Source organism: Natrinema gelatinilyticum (assembly GCF_024266705.1).
Classification (GTDB): domain Archaea; phylum Halobacteriota; class Halobacteria; order Halobacteriales; family Natrialbaceae; genus Natrinema; species Natrinema gelatinilyticum.
Genome location: NZ_CP100756.1, coordinates 3,444,456 through 3,462,980, shown reverse-complemented (window position 1 = coordinate 3,462,980; position 18,525 = coordinate 3,444,456). Strand labels below are relative to the sequence as shown.

Annotated in this window: 20 protein-coding genes; 2 read left to right on the top strand and 18 right to left on the bottom strand. The window is 61.1% G+C overall.

The annotated features are described in order from the left end of the window. Positions 1-45 precede the first annotated feature (45 nt). The 6 genes from NJU76_RS17045 to NJU76_RS17020 all read right to left on the bottom strand — a co-directional run bounded on the left by NJU76_RS17045 (position 46) and on the right by NJU76_RS17020 (position 6,257). Positions 46-249: a DUF8005 family protein gene (locus NJU76_RS17045; RefSeq protein ID WP_254530546.1), complete on the bottom strand. Its 204-nt coding sequence runs from the start codon at positions 247-249 to the stop codon at positions 46-48. Then, on the bottom strand, positions 242-1,462 hold the full coding sequence (locus tag NJU76_RS17040; protein WP_254530545.1) for an ABC transporter ATP-binding protein: 1,221 nt from the start codon (positions 1,460-1,462) through the stop codon (positions 242-244). The genes NJU76_RS17045 and NJU76_RS17040 overlap by 8 nt, the downstream gene beginning before the upstream one ends. A 2-nt stretch (positions 1,463-1,464) precedes the next feature. Continuing rightward, positions 1,465-2,481, bottom strand: coding sequence for a carbohydrate ABC transporter permease (locus NJU76_RS17035; protein WP_254530544.1), 1,017 nt, complete (start codon positions 2,479-2,481; stop codon positions 1,465-1,467). Between the two features lies 1 nt (position 2,482). After that, positions 2,483-3,496, bottom strand: a complete 1,014-nt coding sequence (locus tag NJU76_RS17030; protein ID WP_254530543.1) for a carbohydrate ABC transporter permease — start codon at positions 3,494-3,496, stop codon at positions 2,483-2,485. A 2-nt stretch (positions 3,497-3,498) separates the two neighbouring features. Continuing rightward, complete coding sequence (locus NJU76_RS17025; RefSeq protein ID WP_254530542.1) at positions 3,499-4,965, bottom strand: substrate-binding domain-containing protein; 1,467 nt, start codon at positions 4,963-4,965, stop codon at positions 3,499-3,501. 215 nt (positions 4,966-5,180) lie between these two features. Continuing rightward, positions 5,181-6,257 (bottom strand): TrmB family transcriptional regulator, encoded by a 1,077-nt coding sequence (locus NJU76_RS17020; RefSeq protein WP_254530541.1) that lies wholly within the window; start codon positions 6,255-6,257, stop codon positions 5,181-5,183. 217 nt (positions 6,258-6,474) lie between these two features. On the opposite strand from NJU76_RS17020, the gene NJU76_RS17015 reads away from it, so the two are divergent. Continuing rightward, entirely contained in the window at positions 6,475-7,314 is an 840-nt protein-coding gene (locus NJU76_RS17015; RefSeq protein WP_254530540.1) for a DUF8054 domain-containing protein, read from the top strand. 417 nt (positions 7,315-7,731) lie between these two features. Here NJU76_RS17015 and NJU76_RS17010 read toward each other — a convergent pair whose 3' ends face one another. From NJU76_RS17010 to NJU76_RS16985, 6 genes are all read right to left on the bottom strand, one after another. After that, positions 7,732-8,808 carry a methionine synthase gene (locus NJU76_RS17010; protein WP_254530539.1) on the bottom strand — a complete coding sequence of 359 codons (1,077 nt, stop codon included), beginning with the start codon at positions 8,806-8,808 and terminating at the stop codon, positions 7,732-7,734. Further along, positions 8,805-9,803 carry a 5-methyltetrahydropteroyltriglutamate--homocysteine methyltransferase gene (locus NJU76_RS17005; RefSeq protein WP_254530538.1) on the bottom strand — a complete coding sequence of 333 codons (999 nt, stop codon included), beginning with the start codon at positions 9,801-9,803 and terminating at the stop codon, positions 8,805-8,807. The genes NJU76_RS17010 and NJU76_RS17005 overlap by 4 nt, the downstream gene beginning before the upstream one ends. Positions 9,804-9,973: 170 nt before the next feature. Further along, the gene (locus NJU76_RS17000; protein ID WP_254530537.1) at positions 9,974-10,546 is read right to left on the bottom strand and encodes a HemK2/MTQ2 family protein methyltransferase; all 573 of its coding nucleotides are present in this window, start codon (positions 10,544-10,546) and stop codon (positions 9,974-9,976) included. Further along, complete coding sequence (locus NJU76_RS16995; RefSeq protein ID WP_254530536.1) at positions 10,547-11,743, bottom strand: mechanosensitive ion channel family protein; 1,197 nt, start codon at positions 11,741-11,743, stop codon at positions 10,547-10,549. A 138-nt stretch (positions 11,744-11,881) separates the two neighbouring features. Beyond that, positions 11,882-12,721, bottom strand: coding sequence for a 16S ribosomal RNA methyltransferase A (locus NJU76_RS16990; RefSeq protein WP_254530535.1), 840 nt, complete (start codon positions 12,719-12,721; stop codon positions 11,882-11,884). 409 nt (positions 12,722-13,130) lie between these two features. Beyond that, positions 13,131-14,411 (bottom strand): sulfatase, encoded by a 1,281-nt coding sequence (locus tag NJU76_RS16985; protein ID WP_254530534.1) that lies wholly within the window; start codon positions 14,409-14,411, stop codon positions 13,131-13,133. A 229-nt stretch (positions 14,412-14,640) separates the two neighbouring features. Between NJU76_RS16985 and NJU76_RS16980 the strand changes: the two genes are divergently transcribed. Then, positions 14,641-14,883, top strand: a complete 243-nt coding sequence (locus tag NJU76_RS16980; RefSeq protein ID WP_254530533.1) for a hypothetical protein — start codon at positions 14,641-14,643, stop codon at positions 14,881-14,883. Here NJU76_RS16980 and NJU76_RS16975 read toward each other — a convergent pair. From NJU76_RS16975 to NJU76_RS16950, 6 genes are all read right to left on the bottom strand, one after another. Further along, on the bottom strand, positions 14,871-15,098 hold the full coding sequence (locus NJU76_RS16975; RefSeq protein WP_254530532.1) for a hypothetical protein: 228 nt from the start codon (positions 15,096-15,098) through the stop codon (positions 14,871-14,873). The genes NJU76_RS16980 and NJU76_RS16975 overlap by 13 nt on opposite strands. After that, complete coding sequence (locus NJU76_RS16970; RefSeq protein WP_254530531.1) at positions 15,099-15,698, bottom strand: DUF655 domain-containing protein; 600 nt, start codon at positions 15,696-15,698, stop codon at positions 15,099-15,101. Positions 15,699-15,816: 118 nt separating this feature from the next. Beyond that, positions 15,817-16,173 (bottom strand): RNA polymerase Rpb4 family protein, encoded by a 357-nt coding sequence (locus NJU76_RS16965; protein WP_254530530.1) that lies wholly within the window; start codon positions 16,171-16,173, stop codon positions 15,817-15,819. A 7-nt stretch (positions 16,174-16,180) separates the two neighbouring features. After that, the gene (locus NJU76_RS16960) at positions 16,181-16,489 is read right to left on the bottom strand and encodes a 50S ribosomal protein L21e (protein ID WP_254530529.1); all 309 of its coding nucleotides are present in this window, start codon (positions 16,487-16,489) and stop codon (positions 16,181-16,183) included. A 101-nt stretch (positions 16,490-16,590) separates the two neighbouring features. Then, on the bottom strand, positions 16,591-17,622 hold the full coding sequence (locus NJU76_RS16955; RefSeq protein WP_254530528.1) for a methionyl-tRNA formyltransferase: 1,032 nt from the start codon (positions 17,620-17,622) through the stop codon (positions 16,591-16,593). Between the two features lie 47 nt (positions 17,623-17,669). Beyond that, the gene (locus tag NJU76_RS16950; RefSeq protein WP_254530527.1) at positions 17,670-18,443 is read right to left on the bottom strand and encodes a polysaccharide deacetylase family protein; all 774 of its coding nucleotides are present in this window, start codon (positions 18,441-18,443) and stop codon (positions 17,670-17,672) included. Positions 18,444-18,525 lie beyond the last annotated feature (82 nt).

The window sequence follows — 18,525 nt, the reverse complement described above, 5'->3', positions numbered from 1 at the left end:
ATCACCGGTCGCTCGCTCCGACGGACGACAGCGGCGTTGCTGCGATCAGTACAACTGCTCTTCTTTCGTGGAACGTTCGTCATCTTGCGTTCGTTCTTCCTTCTGTCGTTTTCGGCCGCGACGATACTGCTGGATTCCCGGCATGACTTTGTTCTTCAGATCGAGACCGAACGAAACGATCCCGTAGATCCAGAAGAAGTAGAGCACGAGCATGCCGCCGTAGTAGACGACCGAGACGAGATCACTCATCGCCCCCTCCGGAATCGACTTCGGCCCGGACGTTCTCCGCCACCGCGTCCGACTGCGCCGTCGAATCCGAGGGCTCTCCGACACCGTGGGCAATCGCATCGCCCGACCCGGTCTCGAACAGGTGGACGTTCGACCGATCGAGCACGACGCTGACTTGCTCGTCCTCGTCGATGGCCGAGTCCGGCGCGACGCTCATCAACAGCTGATTCGACGCAGCCGACGCCTCCTCACTCGTCATCAACTGGCCCTCCGAGCCGTCGAGCGTGAGATACACGAATATCTCGTCACCCATCGGTTCGAGAACGTCGGTCGTCGCCTCGATGACTGACGACCTAGCAGTCAACGAGTCAGCGTCGGACGCAGGATAGATGTCCTCGGGACGAACCCCCATCGTGACGGCGTCCCCGGGAGCGGCCTCGAGCGGGTCCGGATCGAATTCGAGGTCGAAGTGATCGGTCTCGAGGCCGTCCTCGCTTAGTTCGCCGGCGACGAAGTTCATCGACGGTGACCCGATGAAGCCGGCGACGAATCGGTTGGCCGGCTCGTTGTAGCAGGTCAGCGGCGGATCGATTTGCTGGAGTTCACCGCTGTTGATGACGGCGATCCGATCCGACATCGTCATCGCTTCCGCCTGATCGTGCGTCACGTAGACGATCGTCGTGTCGAGTTGCTTGTGCAGTCGCTGGAGCTCGGTTCGCATGTGAACGCGCAATTTTGCGTCTAGATTCGCCAGCGGTTCGTCCATCAGGAAGACGGCCGGCTCCCGGACGATCGCACGGGCGATTGCCACCCGCTGTTGCTGTCCGCCGGACAGTTCGTCCGGCATCCGATCGAGCATCCCCTCGAGTTGAACGACGTCCGAGGCGCGTTCGACGCGCGTCTCGATCTCCTCGTCGTCGTACTTCCGGAGGCGTAGTCCGAACGAGATGTTGTCGAAGACGTCCATATGCGGGAACAACGCGATGTTCTGAAACACCATCGCGACACCTCGATCCTTCGGGGGAAGGCCAGTAACGTCCGTCTCTCCGATGTGAACCGTCCCCTCCGTCGGTTTGGTGAGGCCGGCGATTGTCTCCATCGTCGTCGATTTCCCGCACCCCGAGGGCCCGACGAGGCAGACGAATTCGCCGTCCTCGATCTCGAGATTCATATCGTCGACGGCGACGATGTCTTCGTACCGTTTCGTAACGTTGTCAAGTCGTACTCGTGCCATTGTTATTCTTTGAGTGCTCCGTCGGTCAGTCCGCTAACGATCTTTTCCTGCGCGACGATGACGATGATCAGCATAGGTAACACGCCGACGATGCTGGCTGCTGCCATGAGGTTGAAGTCTGTCGTGTACTGCGTCTGGTAGCTCAGAATGCCGCCGACGAGCGGTGACCACTGCTGGGGCTCGTTCTGGAGCGACATGATCGAGCTGAAGAAGTACTCGTTGTAGACCGCGATGAACGTCAACACGGCCGCGGTCACGACACCGGGTGCCGAAAGCGGCATGATCACGCGGAACAGCGCACCCAATCGGGTCGTGCCCTCGACCCGTGCTGCATCCTCGAGCCCGTCCGGGATCTGCGCGTAGAACGTGGTGAGGATGAAAATCGACAGCGGCAGAAACAGCGCACTGAAGGGCATGATCATTGCGCTCGGCGTATTGACCAGCCGCGGCGGCGAGAACAACTCGACTCCGAGAAACGGCACCGTCACCGGGTTGCCGAGGAACGCGTCGAACAGCGGGATCAGGAACGCCGCGGGCGGGAAGTACGAGACAGCCAGGATAGCGAGCATCAACACGCCGCGTCCCGGAAACTCGAGTCGGCCGAAGACGTATCCCGCGAGGCTCGCGAGGACGATGACGATGACCGTCGTCACCGTCGCGAGCACGAAGCTGTTGAACACGTAGAGGTGGAACGGCACTTGCTGGAACACCTCGACGAAGGCGAGGACATTGGGTTCGCCCGGTTGCAGCGGATTGATATACGGGAATTCGACACCGATAATCGGAAGCTCCCAATTGCCAGAAATGATGTCCCCGTTCGGTTTCAATGCCAGCACCAGTAGCCAGTAGAACGGAAACAGCGTCGTAACGAGGAAAAAGCCCGCTGCGACGTAGAACAACGCCTTGTACAGGCGGTTGCGTTTTTCAGGGTCGGTGATGACACTACGGGTCCACCGTTCGAGCGGTCTCCCGTTCTCGTCGTCCGCGGGTCCGGCCGTCCGATCGGTCCGTGTCGCCATCTCAGAGTCCCTCCTTGTACTGCTGGTAGATCACGCCGAGCACGGCGATGGCGATGATTCCGGCGGTCACGAACGCGATTGCGGAGGCGAGACCGCGGCTCGTGTTGAACGTCGAGACGACCATACACGAGAGCGACGGTACCGTCGAGCAGGTCGAGACCGAATCAATGAGGCCGTAAATCCGCATGGCATCGATCGTCCGGAACAGGATCGCGATGCCGAGCGTCGGCAACACGAGCGGTAACGTGATGAGCTTGAACCGTTGCCACTTGGTCGCGCCGGCGACCTCGGCCACGTCGTAGAGGCTCCGGTCGATGCTCTGAAGTCCGGCGAGTATGAGCAACGCCATGAACGCGGACGTCTTCCAGATGTCCGAAACCGTAATGATGAACAGCGAACTCTGTGGATCGTTGAGGGTGTTGGTCGCCTGCACGAGTCCGATTTCGGATAACGGTCCCGTCAGGAATCCGGCGGTCGGATGGAACATCAGGAAGAAGATCATCCCCTGAATGACGATCGGGATCGCCCACGGGATGATAATCGCGGCGCGGACCCATCGACGGCCGCGGAAGTTCTGATCGAGAACGAGCGCCTGGCCGAAGCCGATGAGCGTCTCGAAGAAGACGCTCACGGCGGTGAAGACGAGCGTCACTGCCAGCGCGCTCCGCAATACCCCATCGACGTGGACGAACGGGGCGGTCGCATTGACGCTGATATTCGGTAAGAACGTCGTCGATCCGGGCAATCGGGCGTCGGCACCCCCTGTGAACAGCTGAACGTAGTTCTCGAGGCCGACGAATTCGGGATCTGTCAGGACGTTCCGGAACAGCGACAGCTCGAGCGTTCGCAACAGCGGATACAGAGCGATTACTGTCAACAGGACGAATACTGGTGTCAACAGCAGGTAGGCGAACCCGGTCTCACCGAGATTTTCCATCCAGCGCGCGACCGCGACGATCGGGCCCGACCGATTCGAGCGCTCGAGCGGACCGGACGTTCGATCTTCGGTACTCATCCTTATGCTTGCTCTTCGATATCTTCCAGCCCGGTCTGGAGATCAGCGGCTGCAGCATCGGGGCTCTTGTCGCCGGCCACCGCCCCGTTTACCTCCTCGGCGATGAGCGTGGACTCATTTGGCCAGACCGTCGTCACCGGACGCGGCATCGCGTTCTCACCGGCGACACGGAGCGTCTTCATGTAGTTCCCCATCGGCTCGACCTGTGCAGCCTTTTCCGTCTCGAACAGCGCCGGTTTCGGCGGGACCCAGCCGTAGAGTTCGAACATTCCGAGGTTGAACTCGTCGGTCATCGCGGCGCGAATCACCTCGAGCGCGTCCGCTTTGTTCTGCGAGTTCGGGTTGAGAGTGACGTGCCAGCCACCCAGAGCGGACGTGCTGCCACCGGTCCCTGGCTGGTTCGCTTCGTCTTTGGTAACCCCGTAGGGAATCGGCATCGCGCCGTAGTCCTCGACTGAGAGCGCATTGTCCGCCGAATCGACGTTCACACTGATCGCGTACGGCCAGTTGCGTTGCATCGCGGCCTTTCCATCGAGGATGGCCTTGCGGGCGTCTTCTTCCGCCCACGAAGTGATGTCCGGAGTGGCGATTCCAGTGGGGTACTCCTCCAGGGTGTGTTCGCCGTGTTCCTCAGCGACGAACGTCCGCATCATCTTCAGTCCCTCGATGAACTCCGGTTCGTCGATGGTCACCGGTCGATCGCCGACCGGGCCGAAGAGGTTGTCGCGGCCGCCGAAGTACGCGCCGCCGAACGAGGACATGACCTCGTTCCAGGTACAGCAGGACGTCCCCTCGTACGTGTCCCACTGGGTCGCAAGTCCGTAGCTAGCGTCGGAGGCGGCGACGATTTCCTGCGTGATCTCGGCCCACTCTTGCCAGGTCATCGGCTCGGTGGCCCACGTTTCGAAGTCGGATTCGCCATAGCCGGCCGCACGCGCGTAGTCCTTGCGATACTGCATCGTCGGATAGTCGGGGAAGATCGGGACCCCGAACAGATCGCCTGAGCCGGGATCGCGAGCCGTCGCTGTGAAGGACTCGAAGTATTCGTCCTGTACCGTCGACAGGTCGGCTTCGTCGAGTTCGTTGCTTAAGTTCGCGATGTGGCCGCGCTGGATGAAGACGTTCACCCAGCCGTTGTCCATCAACAAGAGGTCGGGCTTCGTTTCGCCGGCCTGTAACAGATTCGTGTACGTGTCCCGGCGGGCGCCCGTGTCTTCGTCACCGGGCTGGAGTTCGATGTTGACCCCGTCCGCGCCGTTTTCGGACAGGAGGTTGACAATGTCGTCTCCAACCGCTTCCACCACGTTCGGGCCGATGCCCCAGACGACGGCGTCTTCCGACGAGGAGTCGCCGTAAATACACCCGGCGAGACCGACCGCGGTTCCGCTTGCACCTGCTGCTTTGACGAACGTTCGCCGCGAAACGCTCGAGTCGATACCGCCCTTCCCATGCGAGTGCCTCTCACCCATATGCGATGTATGATATTCACTCATTATATAATTAATGGATTGGGTACAACAGCCGTTGTTAACCACATCAAATTTGTCATGACTACTGTTACCCGTCGCACAGGACGTCCGTTCCGCATCTGAATGGCTGCTGTTCGACCGTCGGCAGGGACCGGAGCGGGCACGAAAACCGACGGGCACGCGGGGAGACTACCCGAAACAAAAGCGCAGTCGATTCACTCTATCGCCTCGATCGTAATTCGCGTCGCTTCGTAGTCCTCGATCATTGCCCCCCAGCCGCCGACGGTGAACGTCCCGTTCTCGGCCTCGAGCGTCAGTGAAGCCTTTCCCGCGAGGTGGAATAGCGGCGTCGAGGAGACGCCGGTCGTCGAGTGGCCTGCGTATGTTATGTCGGTAATCGTCCCCCGGCGCGTTATTTCACGGCCCGTATCCGTTTCGAACCCGTGGACGGTGGCCGCTACATCCACCCCGTCCTCGAGCAGCGGTTCGACGTCCTGGAGACACTGCCGGAGGTCCACGTACGTGATCGGCGGCTCCGATTCTCGAGCTGAATAGAGCACGTCGTGAACCTCCCAGAGGCAGGTGAGGAAGTACCAGTGGAAGACGTACGTGTGCGTACGGTCGTTGACGATAACGCCGTACTCGTTCGTCGAATCCCCGTGTGGTGAAAAACAGGTCCACGAACGGTCGACGAGTGCCACGAAGGGCGACGGGATGTTTCGATACCGCGCTTCGGTACAGGCATTGGCCAGTGATTCCGCCGACGGAATGTCCGGCTCCGACATCGTTATCGGAAACAGACAGACCTTGACGTCGACGCCCGACTCGTAGGCCGACGTGAGCGCGTCCGAAAGATCGTGAAACTGTGCGGGGGTTAGCCCAATTTGCACCTGATTCGTGGCCGAGCGGATCAATTCGTCGGCCCGAGTCAGTACGGTATCGAGTCGTTTGACGATGCTGACCTTGTGCTCCTCGATGTCCGGTCGACTCCATCGATCTTCGATTTCGTCGGCCGCCGTTTCGAATCTGTTCGCCCGCGACCGAAGGTCGGCGAGTACGTCCGCCGGATCGTGTGCGCGGGCGTGAAGGCTGTCCTGCTCGTACGTTTCGATGTACCCCTTCTCTTCGAGCCCTCGCAACACGTCATAGATCCGCGGATCGGGGACGTCGCTGGCCTGCGCGAGGTCGGTCGCCGACGCCGATCCAAGCCGCAGCAGCGTGACGAACGCGTCCGCCTGATACGGCGAGAGACCTGCATCCTCGAGGATTTCGATCAGTTGGTCACCGTCCATCGTGTCTCACCCGATGTAGCTGGTGGGCCGTTTCAGTTCGTATTTGCGAGTCCAATCGTGTCGACCATTGGCGGACGAACTGAACGCGACCGGAGCGAGGCGTTAGTGGTCGACTATCTGTTCCGGGAGCCATCATTCCAGCTGACTATTACACCCGTTGTAAATAAGTATGATTGTGGCGGTCATATTCAAGGTGTCCGAACGGAAACCAGCCCCCATGGTCGGCGTCAAAACGCGGATTCGACGGGCGGAATACACCGGCACCAACCGGTGTTGGCCGTGTACAGTTGCCAACAGTGTCGTGTTGTCGATCGGCGTCGTGATCCTGACGATAGCCGGTCGCCGGACAATGGCCGCTGGGGTCGCGCTCGTCGGAGTGGTCTCGATCTGGTTACGGGGCTACCTCGTGCCCTACACGCCCAGATACGCCCCACGACTGCTCGCCATGCTTCCGTTCGATTTCGGAGTCTACGGCGATCACACGGACCGGGACGACGGTTCGCTATCGGACACCGGGTTGGCGACCGGCGGAGACGACAAAATGGCCGGACCGACGGGCGACGCTATCGTCACCACGCTGCTCGAGGCGGGTGTCGTCGTCCCCGACGACGAGGAGTTCTTGCTCCAAGACACGTTTCGAGACGAATGGCGCCGGGAAATGACCCGTCTCCGGGACCGAAACCTCGAGGGACTCGCCGAGGAAGCGGACGCGCTGACAGAGGCGTCGGTCGATGCGCACGTCGGTCGAGATTGGCGTGGACAGGCGACTACCGTTCGTCTCGAGGGCGAAGCCGGTCACAGCGTCTCCCTCGACGAAGCCGTTGTCGTCGCCGAACTCGCTGCCACCCGCGCGCTTCGGGCCTGGATCGACGACGCGGGCGTTCGCCGTGCGGCCGGCCGGCCGTTGCGGTCGCTCCTCGAGCGATGTCCACGCTGCGACGGCGAACTGACCGTCTCACAGGCGACCTGCTGCGGCGAGGTGACCCCACCAGGATCGACGCCGACGGAGAAGTTAGTTTGCCCTGCCTGCGACGTTCGACTGTTCACGTACGACTGAGCGGTGGATCACGACACTGCACTGCGTTCACTCGCTATGCGTTCACTCTACGTCAGGCTTTCTCGCACGCGCGCCGTACCAGCCACACGGTTCACCGAGGGGGAAATGACCGTTACGATCGACCTCGACGGAAACGAAAACGTTCGAGCGTCAGAAGGCGGCCTCGAACGTCAGTTCGGCCCGAAGCGTTTTCCGCCGTCATCACGGGCCTCGAGTCGGCGGTAGACCCGGATCGCCGTCCGTCCGAACGTGACCGACGTATCGACGCACGGCCGGTGCGAAACCGTCGGTTAGGGTTTGGAGTATTCGCGTACAGAAGTGCGTTCGGTCCGGAACGAGGACGGCGTCGACGCGAGTACGGTTCCTCTCGTCTCCGTGGTCGAAAACGAAATTAGATTCACGAGGCCGGGAAGGGCGTCAGTCGTCGGCCGGCGTCGGCGTCCCACGTTCGATATCGATAGTGCCCGCGTCGAGATCCGCCTCGACGTTTCGGGCCGCCTGCACCATGTTCTTCATCTTGCCGAAGGCGACGTCGCGGGGCAGCAGCTTTAGGCCGCAGTCGGGTGAGATGACGAGCTGTTCAGGCGGGACGACTTCGAGGCCCTTCTTAATATTGGCCTCGATCTGCTCGACTGACTCGACCTCGGCGACGTGAACGTCGCAGACGCCGAGTGCGAGATCCTTCGTGAACGATGGATCTTTGAAGACGTCGAGTTGGTCGTAGTCACCGTTCGCGAGCTCGAGGTCGAACTCGTCGACCGGGAACTCGAGGATTTCGGGGTAGATTCGAGAGTAGTCGCCGTAACAGACGTGGAGTCCAATCCGGACCTCTTCGGGGATATCGGCGACGATACGTTCGAGCGCCTCGCCGACGATGGCATGGTCGTCCGGCGTGGTTGCGAGCGCAGGTTCGTCGATCTGAATGTAGCGAGCCCCGGCTTCGACGAGCTTCTCGATCTCCTCGTTGACGAGGTCGGCCAGGTCGTACGCGAGTTCCTCCTCGTCGTCGTAGGCTTCGTTGAACGACCAGTTCGCGAGGGTGTAGGGGCCCGTGATGGGGACCTTGACCGGTCGGTCGGTCGCGGCCGCAGTGAACTCGTACTCGTCGACGAGCCAGCTCTCGTCGTACTCGACTTCGCTGACGACGCTCGGCTTGTCGAAGTAGTTGTGTCCCCAGACCTTGACCGGCCCGTTGAACTCGTAGCCCTCGATTCGATGGGCGAAGAATTCGACCATCTCGGTGCGGCGCATCTCGCCGTCGACGACGACATCCAGGCCGGCGCGTTCGTGTTCGTCCGTGATGAGACGGGCTGCGTCGTCTTTGGCCTCTCGCCAGTTCTCCTCGTCGAAGTCTACCTCATCGTCCTCGTAGAGCTCCTTCGCCCGGTTGAGCCACTTGGGTTTTGGATAGGAACCGACGACGGTCGTCAGCAGGAAGTGGTCGTTTTCGTGATCGGCCGGCCGGAATTGATCTTTGTTGTCGTTTGCATTCATGCGGCGGTCACCTCTGCGAGATCCGCGGCTTCGGCAAGGACTTCGAGTTTCTCGACGTACTTGCCGTAGGGCAGGTAGAACGTTTCGGTGTTGGTAGTGAGGTACATCGTCTCGAACTCGGTCACCTGGAGTTGCCCGTGGACCCAGTCGACCCGGTCGCGGATCGCCTCAGGGTCCTCGACGAGGGTGTTCTGGCCGTCTGCGAGGCCGAGCGCGGCGTCGTCGGTCGCGCCGTACTCCTGGATGTTGTAGACGTTGTCGTCCTGGTTCGCGACGAAATCGAATCCGACTGCATCGATGTCCGCGTCGAGCAGGTGCGCATAGACCTTCTCCTCGAGTGCACCCCAGTAGGGCTGGACGACGACGTCCGCGTCGGTCGCGTTCGCGACCCGATCGATCGCCTCGCTCGCTCGCTCGTCCTGACCGTCACCGGGCGCGTTCTCGACGAGCGAGGGCTCGAGCAGGAACAACGTTTCGTGGGCCGGGAACGCCTCCACCTCGCTCGCGAGGAAATCGGCGATCGCGTCGAGGAATTCGGCCTCGTCTCCGTAGTGGTCGTCGGTAGCGAGATCCGCGAGCGAGTACGGACCGGGGAGGACGGCCTGCAGCTCGTCGGTCAGTTCTGCGGCCGACTCGAGTTCCGAGGCGACGTCGCCGGAGAACCCGAGTTCGCCTTCGACGACCGGTTCGCGATAGAAGTTGTTGTTGTCGTAGTAGCGAACGATCCCGCGCGTTTCGACGGCGTCGTGAACCGCGAGCGGGTGTGCGAGCATGTCGTCCCACCGCAGTTGACCCTCGACGATGCGGTCGAGTCCAGCGTCCTGTTGTACCTCGATCACTTCCTCGCGGGCTGCATCGTAGGCCGCGGTGATCGCATCACCCTCGTCGCCGCTGACGAGGTCGTGTTTCTGATGGCCTTTGAGGTCCGAGAGGTCGTCCTTCGCCCAGTCCGGGAGCGGATACAGCCCCGGTGTGGTCGAAACGTACTCAGTCATCGTGGTCCCGGCTAGGGTATACCGACGCTTAATATTTTCCATCCATCCTAATACATCGGAGTAATCACGACGGAGGGAAACGCCGAATTCAGCCGTTTCGAACCCGGTTCTTCATTCACGATGTCGCAGCGACTGACAGCGTTTCACGACGCATGATCGTGCGGCGGCGGTCAGCGGAGCAACTCGAGTACGGTCAACGTTTCGAAGGGGAACGACTCATCTGACACAGCCACGGCACTGAACCCTTCGTCGCCGGCGCGTTCGACAACCTCGTCGACGCCGGTGAGGCTGCTAACGAGCAGGTAGACGGCACCATCCGGAGCGAGGACGCGACCGACCGTCTCGAGAAACGGATCGATGACGGCGCGGCCGGTTTCCCCGCCCGACAGCGCCCGTTCCATCCAGTCGTCCCACTCGTTGTCCGGATCGGTCGGGAGATACGGCGGATTGAACACCACTGCGTCGAAGGCTCCGTCGCGAAACGGGCCGACCAGATCCGCCCGCACCGTCTCGACACCACCACCGCGGGCCTGACGTACCGCGTGCGGATTCAGGTCGGACGCAACCACTCGTGCGTTCGATTCCTCGCTGATCCGACCAGCCACGAACCCCGAGCCGGTCCCGACTTCGAGCACGAGTTCTGCCCCCGCCAGCCGATCGTGGACCGCTTCGGCCAGCAACGCGGAGTCCTCGGCGGGCTGATAGACGTCGGGTTCCGCATCGCGTCTCTCCTCGAGCCCCATTCAGTTCTCCTCTGGCGTCGTCATCCGGTGTTCCTGTGTGGTTCCGTCACCGTCGATATCGCTCGACTGACCCGTTTCGCCGGATTGTTCCGACGTCGTCGCCCGCCGTTCGTCGGCGATTCGAAACCCGCCGGCCTCGTCCCGACCCGAGAGTTCGCGCTGCGGGAACGGGATCGTAATGTCTTCGGCCTCGTACGCTCGCTTGATTGCGCTAATCGCGGCCGTTCTCGCTTGCCAGTAGCGCCTGGCGCTCGGTTTGTCGATCCAGAAACGGGCGGCGAGCACGACGGCCGAATCGCCGAACGACCTGGTGACGACTTGTGGCGACGGCGCGGACATCGCCTGCTCGACGTCGTCGATCGCCTCCTCCGCGAGGGTGATCGCCCGGTCAATATCGGTCGCGTAGTCGACCCCGACATCGATCTCGAGGCGAAGGCGACCACGTCTCGAGCGGTTGGTGACCATGCTCGAGGCGATGACGTCGTTGGGGATCATGATGTACTCCCCGTCGAAGGATCGGAGTTGCGTGTTGACGATCGAGATGTCGGTGACGACGCCTTCGTCGTCTTCGACTTCGATCCAGTCGCCGATCTCGAACGGCCGAGCGAACATCAGCACGAAGCCCGCCAGCATCGTCCCGAGCGTCTGGCGGGCAGCCATGCCGACGATGATCCCGAGGAAGCCAGCCCCGACGAGTAGGCCCCCGAGGTCGTCGACCCAGACGCCCAGTACGACGACGAGCGAAACGGACCAGAGGATCACCTGCGAGAGCCGATGGGTGATCTTCCGCTGGTGTGCCGTCACGGTGGACGACGAGCCGAATATCTCCTCGATCACTCGGCGAACGAATCGCGTTACGATCACCGTCACGACCAGCAGGAGGAACGAAAAGATGGCGCGCGGGATGGCAGCACTGCCGAGAGGGAGAGTCGTAGACAGTTGTTGAACTTCCCCTACACGCCCCCAGACCCCCGTTACGATTCCGAGACATGCCAGAGAGACGCCGATGAGGAGGGTCATCGAAACGATGTCGGCGTACAACGGCCTCGATCGGCGGCAAACCCACGTGTGAAATCGACGATAGGAGAGAAGTACCACTATCACAACCGCGACCGCAAGGAGAGAGACCGCGAGTTTGAGTGGCGTCGACGGAATCACCTCCGACAACCAGTCGAGCTTCGTCAATAATCCTCCCATACGTTCGTCCCTCCAGCCAGTCGTTCGCGCAGCGTTGAGTATTCGTCGGTCGGTTCGGACGGATCGGTGTGCCGATCGGTGTGCCGGTGAGAGACGTCTGCTCGGACTCGTGCGAACGGCTCGAACTGCCACCCGGGATTAGTCGCCATCAGGATCACCGACCTCCGTCGCGAGTTGGGCCAGCGCTGCGAACTCGGCCGGCGCCATCGCATCGGCCCGCTTCTGGAGAACGGCTTCGTCGGCCGCGTCGACGACCGCCTCCGGGTCGGAGAGCCCAGAGATATGCGCCGTATTCCGGATCGCGTTGCGGATCGTCTTCCGGCGCTGGGTGAACAGCGCCTTGACGAATCGCAGGAAAAACGCTTCGTCGTCGACGTGGTACGCTGGCTCGCGTGGAATCGCCCGTATCACCGCGCTCTGAACCGCCGGCGGCGGCGAGAACGCCTCCTTGGGAACCGATTCGACGAGTTCGACGTCGGCGTAGTGTTGACTCGAAACCGACAGTCGACTGTACTCGCTCGTTCCGGGCTCGGCGACCATCCGTTCGGCGAACTCCCGCTGGAACATCAACACGAGCGGGCGCTTTTCTGGAAACAGCCTGAACGCGATTTCGCTCGAGACGCCATACGGGAGGTTCGACACCGATGCCGAAAAGTCCGGGAGGTCGACGGTCAAGGCGTTCCCCTCGATCACCGTCAGGTCGCCAGCGTCGGTCTCGGTGGCGAACTCCTCGCACAAAAAGTCGGCGAGGTCAGGATCGCGCTCGACGACGGTCACTTGGTCGGCGACTGTGAGCAGTCGGTCCGTCAGTGCGCCCGTGCCACCGCCGATCTCGAGCAGATGGCTCGTGTCGGCGTCGACTTCCTCGAGATAGGTCGGCAACCGGTCTAGGACGCGGTCGTCGACGAGAAAGTGCTGGTCGCGGTTCGGATCGCCACGAACGCCGGCTCGGGCGATCAACCCATCTGGATCTCTCATTGTCGCCGCTATGGACGGGGCAAGTGTAAACGCACCGTCTCGACGGTCGGCGGAGAGCCCGGCGGTCGGCGCAGTTACGTCTCGGTGACGGTGCCCCACTTCTCGACCGCCCAGTTCTCGACGGATGCACGAACAGCCGTTTTTGCACGTGGTGGCGCGATCGTGGTGTATTCGCGAGGGACCTTTGTCACCCACCGTCCGACGAACGAGACGAGGGTACCGTCGACGAGTTCGCCGATTAGGTGAAACAGTTTGTACGGGTAATCTTCGCCTGCTCGGGTTCATGTAGGAAATGCGATCGCATCGCGTAGTTTCATCGCACCGCTCAGTGTTGCTAACGCTCCCCAGATGAGCACACAGGACACGATGAAAATGAGCGCGAGTTTGCAGTTGCGGACGCGGGGAGCGGTTACAGGGCGGCGTCAGCCGTCACGGCCTCGGCGGCCTCGAGGATCCGGCCCCGTTCGCGCTCCTGCTCGACGCGCGTCTCGAGCAGTTCCCGTCCGAGCATCTTGAGTTCGGGGACCGATCGCTCCTCCCACACCCCGTCCTCACGGACGGCGACCTGCGTTTCCGCCGGCCGCCACTCGAAGCGCCAGTTCTGGCCCCTGATCAGGATCGCGGGGTCGTAGTTCCGGGCCCAGACGGTCGGCTCGAGCAGCGACTCGACGTCCTCGCCGGCGGCCAGTTGCGGCAGGAACTCGGGAAGTTTCCGGAGCGAGAACGGGCGCTCGACGGTTTTCGTCGGTCCGTTGAGGACGACGAATGGCACGTGGAGCATTGCCTCGGAAACCTCGGGACCGTGGCCGTAGACGCCGTTCTCGCCGAACGCTTCGCCGTGATCGCCGGTGAGTACGATCAGTGGGTCGCCGTCGACGTCGTCGGTGAACCGATCGACGAACGCGTCGGTGTACCGGATCGAGTCGTCGTAGGCGTCGACCAGGACGTCGTGGAACAGTGACTCGAACGGCAGCTCGTACTGGCCGGCGAACAGCGACACGTTCGCGGGCCAGGTCGACAGTCGCGACCGCGAGCGATAGCCTGCGGGCGGGAAGTACGGCATGTGGACGTCGACGAGGAAGAGCCACAGGAAGTACGGGGAGTCGGCGTCGTCGAGCCAGGCCAGCACGTCGTCGTAGAACGACTCCCAGCTCATGAACATGTCCTGGCCCTGGTACCAGTTCAGCAGCTGGGCGGCGAGGTCGGAGACGAGGCCGCGTTTGTCGGCACCGTCCTTGACGAAACCACTCGAGAGGTTTTCGTCCATAAAATCCTCGAAATGATCGAAGTTCCGGTCGAAGTTGAAGTATCGCGACGTCCAGGGGTTGGCCGTGAACGCGACCGTCTCGTAGCCGAGGTCCTTGAATCGCTGGGGGAGTGTTCGTCTGGCCCGCATGTGCTGGCGGACGCGCTCGGTGTAGTCGATGTCGTTGGACTCGAGCGCGGGGTTCTGATACTGGCCCGTGAACATCACCGAGACGGAGCTGTTCGTCGCTGGCGCCGGCGCAATGGCGTTCTCGAGGACGAGTCCGTCCTCGGCCAGCGCGTCGATTGTCGGGGTCGTCTCTCGCTCGTAGCCCATGAACCCGCAGTGGTCGGCGCGCCAGCTGTCAACGGTCACCAACACGACGTCCTCGAGTGCGCGTTCGTCTGATGCGGACTGGACGGTCGAACCGGAGTGGTCGCTCATCGGCCGACACGGCGATGGGTTCGGACTTAGTAATATCACGGCTTCGAATCAGTTCATCACCGAGTAACGATCGAGCATGCCGTCGTCGGTTCGGGCAGTTTTTCGGGGCCGGTCTGTTCGGGTCCCCCTCGGTTAGACGGCGCTTGGGCCCTCGTATACGGCGGTGAACAGGGCCGACGGTAGGTGTCGAATAACAATGTCTCTTCGCCTGAGTGTTCTCTCAATACGAATGAGTCAAGAGAAGGAATACACTGACGCCGGCCAGTCGACGATCGACCTCCCGACCGACATCTACGACCGCGTCGAACACAGAGTCCCCCGCAGCGAGTTCGAAACGGTCGACGAGTACGTCACGTTCGTCCTCGAAGAGGTCCTCGTCCGCGTCGAGGACGTGACCGACGGCGAACGCGTCACTAGCGTCTCTCAGGACGAGGTCGAGACTCGCCTCGAGGCGCTTGGCTATCTCGGGTGAGCGTCGCACCGCTCGGTTGCGGCGAACGGGGTGGAAAACAGCGTCGCGACTGATCGTTCGGGCGAGCGCGGGCAATGTCGAGACGACAGCGCGGCCCGACGGTCGGATACTCCGTGTACTGTCGTGCAGTAGACGCACTCGTCGGCCATCTGTTCGGGCGTGACGACCTCGAAGTCGCCGGAGGCGACGTACTCGTTGATCGCCTCGAGGGGCACCTAGCTCTGATCGTGTTGTTGCTCTCGACGGCCGACGAACGTCTGGTACTTCAGGTCGTCATCGCGCAGCTCCTCTAGAATACGGTCGACGAGGATCTGGTCGGGCTCGTGCAGTCCGGAGACCCGTTCGGATAACTCCTCGAAGCTCTCGAAGGGCTTGCGCTTGCGCTCGTCGAGAATGCCGTTTCGGAGCTTCTTCCCGATTCCCGGCAACAGGTTGAGCTGGTGGAGCCGAAGCGTTATCGGCTGGGCGTTGTTATAGAAATCGACGAATCGCTGCTCGTTGTCCTCGACGAGATCGGCGACGACGTACTCGAGTTCCGACTGTGCACCAGAGGAGAAGTCGTCGTATTCGACACGATGTGCCTCGGTGACGACATCTCGCTCCGACGGCGGTTCGACGACCACCTCGCTCCCGATCGTGAGCCGTTCGTCTTCATCGAACGCGACCTGATATAGCTGAAAGTCCGCTATTCCGACAGCGTATCCTGCCGGTGACTTTGCGTACTGTGGTCGGTCGTCCTCCGACAACCCGTGTGCGAGGTAATCCAACACGACCGCTCGCCGAACGTCCGTCTCGTCGCCATCGGCTTCGCTCATTGAATCCCGATACGGCGACGTCGTACTTAAAGAGTCGGCTCGCTATCATACGGCTGGACGGAGCGCAACGGTAGCCTTCGGCCGCTGGATTAGTCCGTGAATCGGACGACTGGTAGTATCAGACGTACTGCGCAACGACGTTGAGGATTTCGTCCAGTTCGTCTCCCGACAGGGAATATCGCTGTTGTGCGTACACCGACCGAAGTTCGTCCCGATCCCGCGGCAGCAGATTCGCGATTTTGTAGGCAGTGGGCTCGTCCACCTTCTCGAGAGCCTGCAAGTCGTCGACGAGTTCCTGGGCATCGTCGGGTTCCAGGACGGCAAACCGGTTTGCGTGTTCGATCGCTCGCGCGAGTTCGTAGCGCAACTCACGATCCTCGTCCAACGCACGTTCGGCTTCGATGTCGGCGAGCAGTTCCTTCGTTTCCGAGACCGTCAGGAACTCCTCGTCGACGATCTCTTTGAAGATCGTCATCCCTGAGTTAGATCCGGGATTTTTCCTGATTCTGCGCGCGCAAGTGAGCCGCGGTCACGAGCAGCGTTTTGTTCTTCCCACCGTCGTTGATCTGTACCTTGAACGCACTGCCCTGCTTTCCGACGACTTCGCCGGTGAGCCCGTCGAATCGAGGATGGAAGCGACCGTTCGGCACGCTCGGGTCGATTTTCAGATGTACTTTCTCACCGGGCTCGTACTCCTGAATCGCTCGCTGTGGCGGCGACGTACCGCGATCACGAGGTTTGTTCGCGAGCTTCTTCCGAGTTCCCTGACGAGGGCCATTAGACTTCGGCATGGTCGTACGACCGGATTATCCGGTGACGGTTATAAAACACACGTATTCGGGATGGTCCGCTCGACGGGGTTTGCTCGAGAATCGGCCCGCTGCCCGCACGACTACCGCGTCAACGAGTCCTCGTGTTCTGGTCTATCGATTCGATTCGGACTATCGGATATCTCGTTCGTGAGCGACTCGAGAACCATTCCTCGCTCAGGGTCCCAATTTTCCGCTTCCCAGTCAGTGACGAGCAACGTGCCGTCGCTCGTCTTGACGACGAACTGCTGGCTCGCTCGGAAGACCTGAACAACCGTGCCGGGGTGCTCGTCGAGCAGTAGATCCGAGGAGAACGGCTGAGCGTCCCAGATGGTAATCTGGGTTCCGTCGTGTTCGGTGAACGCTCCCGGATAGGGACGTGCGACGGCCCGAACGAGGTTATAGATCGTTCGTGTCGCATCTTCCCAGTGGATAGCGCCATCTTCGGGATTCCGTTTCGGGTAATAGGTTGGTTCAGCCGTTTGAACCTCGAATTCTGCGGTTCCAGCCAGCACGTCGTCGAGTATTTCGTCGAACAGTTGCTGCCCGGCCATGACGAGTTTATGATACAACGACTGGATGTTGTCGTGACGATTGATGTCGAACTTATTCGTGGCGACGACGTCACCGGAATCGGCCCCTTCATCCAGGTGCATTACCGATAGAAGAAACCTGTCGAGGTCTTCGATGAGCGACCAGTTCATCGGCGATCGGCCCCTCCCCTTCGGCAATCCAAAGGCCGACCCGTGGAGGCCGAGCGCTCCGCGCGTGAACGACTCGAGAACGTCTCCAGGGATGAGCCGCTGCCAGCCGTGTACGAGGAGCAGATCGGCGTTGAGGGTGACGAAGTGATCGACGTCCCGCTCGTCCATTCCGTAGGTCTGGGGATAGTAGACCGAAATGCCCTGGTCCGCAGCGTACTCGGCGTGATTGTAGTAACTACAGACGTCGTTTCGCTCGCCCTGTTCGGGCGTCAGCGAAACGAGTTCGGTTACTTCGACGAGTTCCTCGTGGACGTACCGAAAGAGGTCAAACCCGGCGTCCGTACAGCTGGCGAATACTATCTGTGGATCGCGAATCGGTTCGTCTTCAGGTGCGAGTTGTGTGTGTTTCATTTATCGATGGTTAGGTCGAAGGATGTCCGTCGTTCAGGGCTACCGTTTTACGATCTGCTCACGCGGTCTTCGATGAATTGATAATTGAGGAATTCACTGATCGCCAGATGGCGGTCGTCGCGTTCGCGGTACAATCGCTCGGCGAACATTTGATCGGATTCAGCCCACAGGCCCGGGTGGACGAGGATCTGGAGTCGCTCGGGGAACCCGTCGGCAAACGGCGGCGAATCACGCCACCGCTGGTTCGAGTCCCCTCGGTACGCGATCGAAGTGAAGAATCGTTCCTCGTAGGTGCTCACGAACCCGTCATAGCTCCGTTTCAGCACCCAGTCCGGCGGGATGTGGAACGAGACGACATCGATCGGTTCGCCGACCACCGACGAGAGGATGTCACGCTCACGATCGACGGCCGCAACGAGATCCTCGTCCGCGGGTTCCGACGACCAATACTGGTGGGTGCTGAAGTGCAGGCCGATGTCGTGCCCCAGTGACGAAATTCGATCGATCGCGTCTCGATTCTCCTCATACAACGCGTTGTAGAACGGCGAAGAGAGCAAGAAGAAGTAGGTCGTGGAGAGACCGGTGTCGGCCTCGATTTCCGCGATTTTCGTCGCCCGCTGGGGCGACCAGTCCACGTCGTGGCGCAACAAAATCTCGCCGTCACTAACGGAGCCATCGTACGACGTGAATTCGTATCCCCGTGATCGCAGTTGGACCAGTAGTTCCTCGTACGTATCGTACGTGAACTGGATTGGGTTCGAGTCCTCGGTTCCTCCACTGACGGAGCTGGCTTCTTCGTGTTGTGATACCGACCGAACCATACCAAGCCACGCATTATGAGGTGATAAAGTTATAAACGGTGAAGGATCAACTAGGCGGATAATACAGACGTCTTCTATTCGC

Excerpts from the sequence above, each read along its gene's own strand:
- NJU76_RS17045 (WP_254530546.1), bottom strand. The coding sequence starts at position 249 with ATGAGTGATCTCGTCTCGGTCGTCTACTACGGCGGCATGCTCGTGCTC.
- NJU76_RS17040 (WP_254530545.1), bottom strand. The coding sequence starts at position 1,462 with ATGGCACGAGTACGACTTGACAACGTTACGAAACGGTACGAAGACATC.
- NJU76_RS17035 (WP_254530544.1), bottom strand. The coding sequence starts at position 2,481 with ATGGCGACACGGACCGATCGGACGGCCGGACCCGCGGACGACGAGAAC.
- NJU76_RS17030 (WP_254530543.1), bottom strand. The coding sequence starts at position 3,496 with ATGAGTACCGAAGATCGAACGTCCGGTCCGCTCGAGCGCTCGAATCGG.
- NJU76_RS17025 (WP_254530542.1), bottom strand. The coding sequence starts at position 4,965 with ATGGGTGAGAGGCACTCGCATGGGAAGGGCGGTATCGACTCGAGCGTT.
- NJU76_RS17020 (WP_254530541.1), bottom strand. The coding sequence starts at position 6,257 with ATGGACGGTGACCAACTGATCGAAATCCTCGAGGATGCAGGTCTCTCG.
- NJU76_RS17015 (WP_254530540.1), top strand. The coding sequence starts at position 6,475 with ATGGTCGGCGTCAAAACGCGGATTCGACGGGCGGAATACACCGGCACC.
- NJU76_RS17010 (WP_254530539.1), bottom strand. The coding sequence starts at position 8,808 with ATGAATGCAAACGACAACAAAGATCAATTCCGGCCGGCCGATCACGAA.
- NJU76_RS17005 (WP_254530538.1), bottom strand. The coding sequence starts at position 9,803 with ATGACTGAGTACGTTTCGACCACACCGGGGCTGTATCCGCTCCCGGAC.
- NJU76_RS17000 (WP_254530537.1), bottom strand. The coding sequence starts at position 10,546 with ATGGGGCTCGAGGAGAGACGCGATGCGGAACCCGACGTCTATCAGCCC.
- NJU76_RS16995 (WP_254530536.1), bottom strand. The coding sequence starts at position 11,743 with ATGGGAGGATTATTGACGAAGCTCGACTGGTTGTCGGAGGTGATTCCG.
- NJU76_RS16990 (WP_254530535.1), bottom strand. The coding sequence starts at position 12,721 with ATGAGAGATCCAGATGGGTTGATCGCCCGAGCCGGCGTTCGTGGCGAT.
- NJU76_RS16985 (WP_254530534.1), bottom strand. The coding sequence starts at position 14,411 with ATGAGCGACCACTCCGGTTCGACCGTCCAGTCCGCATCAGACGAACGC.
- NJU76_RS16980 (WP_254530533.1), top strand. The coding sequence starts at position 14,641 with ATGAGTCAAGAGAAGGAATACACTGACGCCGGCCAGTCGACGATCGAC.
- NJU76_RS16970 (WP_254530531.1), bottom strand. The coding sequence starts at position 15,698 with ATGAGCGAAGCCGATGGCGACGAGACGGACGTTCGGCGAGCGGTCGTG.
- NJU76_RS16965 (WP_254530530.1), bottom strand. The coding sequence starts at position 16,173 with ATGACGATCTTCAAAGAGATCGTCGACGAGGAGTTCCTGACGGTCTCG.
- NJU76_RS16960 (WP_254530529.1), bottom strand. The coding sequence starts at position 16,489 with ATGCCGAAGTCTAATGGCCCTCGTCAGGGAACTCGGAAGAAGCTCGCG.
- NJU76_RS16955 (WP_254530528.1), bottom strand. The coding sequence starts at position 17,622 with ATGAAACACACACAACTCGCACCTGAAGACGAACCGATTCGCGATCCA.
- NJU76_RS16950 (WP_254530527.1), bottom strand. The coding sequence starts at position 18,443 with ATGGTTCGGTCGGTATCACAACACGAAGAAGCCAGCTCCGTCAGTGGA.